Below are 4,402 nucleotides of genomic sequence, written 5' to 3' on the forward strand. Positions count from 1 at the left end.
TAAATTAGAAAAAATATTTTATGTACAAGAGGATGTTAATAAAATTAAATTTTCTGAGTTGATGGAAGAGATAAGAGGAGATGTAATAGGGATTGCAGAAGAAATAATAGCGATGGCAGAAAGAATAAAAGGAAAGAAACTTAATGAGCATATACACATTGCACTTGCTGATCACATTGCCTTTGCGATTGAAAGAATAAATATGGGAATAGAAATAAAAAACCCTTTTAATATAGAAATAAAAGCTTTGTATAAAGATGATTATAATATTGCATTAAAAGCGCTGGAATTGATAAATCAAAGACTTAACATTTCACTTCCTGAGGATGAAGCAGGCTTTATAGCTCTTCACTTGCATGCTGCTTTAGAAAATGCTGGTTTATCAAACACTTTAAAAAATACTAGATTGGTATCTCAATTAGTGTCAACAATTGAAAACCACCTAGGGAAACATATTGACAGGGATTCGATTGATTATCTAAGGCTTGTAACTCACTTGCGTTTTGCTATTGATAGATTAGAAAAAAATTCACCTGTGGTAAATGAACTTTTAGCCTCTATAAAGAAAAAATTCAAAAAAGCTTATAATATAGCAACACAAGTAGCAAAAGTAATAGAAGATACGTTAGGAAAGAAAGTGCCTGAGGAAGAAATAGGATATATTGCAATACACATTCAGCGATTAATCAATACTATTTAACAAACCCGAACTAAAAGTAATTTTAGTTCGGGTTTTGCAATTTTTATAATACAAAATTGCAAAATACTATTGACTTTATAAGGGGTTACATATAAAATATGTTATAAAGAGTTTTTGAAGGGGGAAGTGAAATGACTTTTAAAAAAGGCAAACCGGTCTATATTGTAGACACTACTTTGAGGGACGGAGAGCAAACTGCTGGTGTTGTATTTGCAAATAACGAAAAAGTCAGAATTGCGCAAATGTTAGATGAAATTGGAATAGATCAATTAGAAGTAGGCATTCCCACAATGGGGGGGGATGAAAAGGAAACAGTTGCAAAAATTGCAAAGCTTGGGTTAAAAGCCAGTATAATGGCATGGAATAGAGCAGTTGTAAAAGACGTTCAGGAATCTTTGGAATGCGGCGTTGATGCTGTTGCAATTTCTGTGTCTACTTCTGATATTCACATTGAGCACAAACTTAAGAAGTCAAGGCAATGGGTTTTGGACAATATGACAGAAGCAGTTAGGTTTGCCAAAAAAGAAGGTGTATATGTTTCTGTCAACGCAGAAGATGCTTCTCGTACGGATATGGATTTTCTTATTGAATTTGCAAAATGCGCAAAACAAGCAGGAGCTGATCGTTTGAGATTTTGCGACACTGTAGGATTTTTAGATCCTTTTAAAACATATGATATGGTCAAGGCAATAAAAGAAGCTGTTGACATTGATATTGAAATGCATACTCATAACGACTTTGGGATGGCTACTGCCAATGCTCTTGCAGGTATGAAAGCAGGGGCAAAGTTTATAGGAGTTACAGTAAACGGCCTTGGCGAAAGAGCCGGAAATGCTGCTTTAGAAGAGGTTGTAATGGCATTAAAGCACGTCTACAAAATAGATTTAGGAATAGATACAACTAGATTTAGGGAAATTTCTGAATACGTTGCTTTGGCCTCAGGAAGACAGTTACCAGCATGGAAAGCTATAGTTGGAACAAATGTCTTTGCCCATGAGTCAGGTATTCATGTAGATGGTGCCCTTAAAAATCCTCACACATATGAAATATTTAATCCTGATGAAGTAGGCCTTGAAAGACAGATTGTGATAGGCAAGCATTCTGGGACTGCGGCTCTTATAAATAAATTTAAAGAATACGGCAGAGTTTTAACAGAAGAAGAAGCAAATCAACTTTTGCCTCATGTCAGAAAATTAGCTATACAGCTTAAGAGACCGCTTTTTGATAAAGAGCTCATGTACCTTTATGAGGATGTTATCAAAAACAGAGAAAAGGCTATATAAAATTATGTTACAGGAGTGAAGGCAATGAATCTTACACAGAAAATACTATCTTCTCACCTTGTCGAAGGAGAAATGAGAAAAGGTCAAGAAATAGCCATTAAAATTGACCAAACTTTGACTCAAGACTCCACTGGTACCATGGCGTACCTACAATTAGAAGCTCTTGGGATAGACAGAGTAAAAACTGAGCTTTCAGTTGCTTATATTGACCACAATACATTGCAGCAAGGTCCTGAAAACGCAGATGACCACAGATACATCCAGACTGTTGCAGCAAAATACGGCATATATTTTTCAAGGCCGGGAAATGGCATTTGCCATCAAGTGCATCTTGAAAGATTCGGAAGGCCAGGGAAAACTCTTTTAGGTTCTGATAGCCATACGCCAACAGCAGGTGGGTTAGGAATGTTAGCTATAGGTGCAGGAGGCTTAGATGTTGCTTTGGCTATGGCGGGAGAGCCTTACAGGATTATTATGCCTTCCATTGTCAATGTAAGGCTTACTGGGAAACTTAGACCTTGGGTATCGGCAAAGGATGTGATATTGGAGCTTTTAAGAAGACTTACTGTAAAAGGTGGAGTTGGAAAGATTTTTGAATATTCAGGGGATGGGGTAAAAACTCTATCAGTACCCGAAAGAGCTACAATTGCCAATATGGGAGCAGAGTTAGGAGCTACTACTTCAATTTTTCCCTCAGATGAAAGGACTTATGAATTTTTAAAAGCCCAAGGAAGAGAAGATGCATTTGTGCCTTTGGCTGCCGATGAAGATGCAGAATATGATGAGGTCATTGAAATAAACCTTGATGAACTGGAACCATTAGTAGCACTCCCTCATAGTCCTGATAATGTTGTAAAAGTTAAAGATGCAGGCAGACCAAAAGTTGACCAAGTTGCTATAGGGTCATGCACAAATTCCTCTTATGCTGATTTAATGAAAGTTGCTTCCATATTGAGAGGCAAGGTTATTCCAGAACATGTAAGCCTTGTAATTGCTCCTGGTTCAAGACAAGTTCTTAACATGCTTGCAAAAAATGGTGCACTTTCAGACCTGATATCGGCAGGTGCAAGAATACTCGAAAGTGCTTGTGGACCTTGTATTGGCATGGGTCAAGCTCCCGCAACAGATGCAATTTCGATTAGAACCTTTAATAGAAACTTTTACGGCAGAAGTGGTACAAAGTCGGCATCAGTTTATCTCGTAAGCCCTGAAGTTGCTGCTGCTGCAGCTTTGACAGGGTATTTAATAGATCCGAGAGAGTTAGGGGAAGCACCTGAAGTACCTTATGTGGAGAAATTTGAAATTAATGATAATATGATTATAAAACCGCCAGAGGATAGGGAAAAGGTGGAGATAATAAAAGGACCTAATATAAAGCCATTCCCTCTCAATACACCTCTTTCTGATATAGAAAAGAAGGTGCTAATTAAAGTAGGAGACGATATAACTACAGACCATATAATGCCTTCAAATGCTAAATTGTTACCCTTAAGGTCTAATATCCCTGAGCTTGCTAAACACTGTTTCGAAATAATAGATGAAAACTTTTCTAAAAGAGCGATTGAATGGGGCGGTGGCATAATTGTCGGTGGAAGCAACTATGGACAAGGCTCTAGCCGAGAACATGCGGCATTGGCTCCACTTCAACTGGGAGTAAAGGCTGTCATAGCAAAGTCATTTGCGAGAATACACAAAGCAAACCTTATAAATAGTGGAATTCTTCCTCTTACTTTTGTAGATGAAAAAGATTATGAAGACATTGAGGTTGGGGATGTTTTAAAGATAGAAAATGCGGTAGAACAAGTAAAAAGAGGCGGCAGGATAACAGTGAAAAACCAAACAAAAGGTACAACCTTTGAAGTAGATCTTGAGGTTTCAGATAGAAACAGAGAAGTACTCATAGCAGGTGGCATGATAAATTATGTAAAAAGTAAAAATACTAAAAAAACCGGGTGATATTCCCGGTTTCAGACTGTTGACAAAATATCGGGAACCCGTTATGATGAAAAGGGTTCCTTGTTTTTTTAGTAGTATGAAGCAAAAGAGGAAAGGAGAAACAAGATGTTATCAAAGAAACAGGATGCCAGACATCAAATAGAATTTGTAAGCATAGATCAGTTAGTTCCAAAAGATCACCTTTTAAGGAAGATAGAAAGAGTCATAGACTTCAGTTTCATATATGATTTAGTAAAAGACAAATATTCCGAAGATCACGGCAGACCAAGCATAGATCCAGTAGTATTAATAAAAATCCTGTTTATTCAGTATCTTTTTGGCATACCCTCAATAAGGAGGACAATATCAGAGATAAAAACAAATGTGGCATATAGGTGGTTTTTAGGGTATGGGCTAACAGAAGAAATACCTCATTTTTTAACATTTAGCCAGAACTACATAAGAAGATTCAAAGGGACAGACA

General features: G+C 37.0%; 4 protein-coding genes. All 4 read left to right on the top strand.

Translation table 11 applies throughout. From position 1 onward, the window contains the following. Window positions 1–700: transcription antiterminator (locus M663_RS0111325; RefSeq protein WP_029688989.1), on the top strand; the 700-nt coding region annotated here is incomplete at its 5' end. A gap of 131 nt (window positions 701–831) precedes the next feature. Further along, window positions 832–1,983 carry a homocitrate synthase gene (gene nifV, locus M663_RS0111330; protein WP_004402522.1) on the top strand — a complete coding sequence of 384 codons (1,152 nt, stop codon included), beginning with the start codon at window positions 832–834 and terminating at the stop codon, window positions 1,981–1,983. Window positions 1,984–2,007: 24 nt separating this feature from the next. Further along, entirely contained in the window at window positions 2,008–3,939 is a 1,932-nt protein-coding gene (locus tag M663_RS0111335; protein WP_029688990.1) for an aconitate hydratase, read from the top strand. Window positions 3,940–4,044: 105 nt separating this feature from the next. Continuing rightward, the coding region (locus tag M663_RS0111340; protein ID WP_029688991.1) for a transposase at window positions 4,045–4,402 on the top strand (358 nt) is incomplete at its 3' end.

Source organism: Thermoanaerobacter sp. A7A (assembly GCF_000445185.1).
Lineage (GTDB): Bacteria > Bacillota > Thermoanaerobacteria > Thermoanaerobacterales > Thermoanaerobacteraceae > Thermoanaerobacter.

Bases quoted from the DNA above. Each gene is read 5' to 3' on its own strand.
- nifV (WP_004402522.1), top strand. From the start codon at position 832: ATGACTTTTAAAAAAGGCAAACCGGTCTATATTGTAGACACTACTTTG.
- M663_RS0111335 (WP_029688990.1), top strand. From the start codon at position 2,008: ATGAATCTTACACAGAAAATACTATCTTCTCACCTTGTCGAAGGAGAA.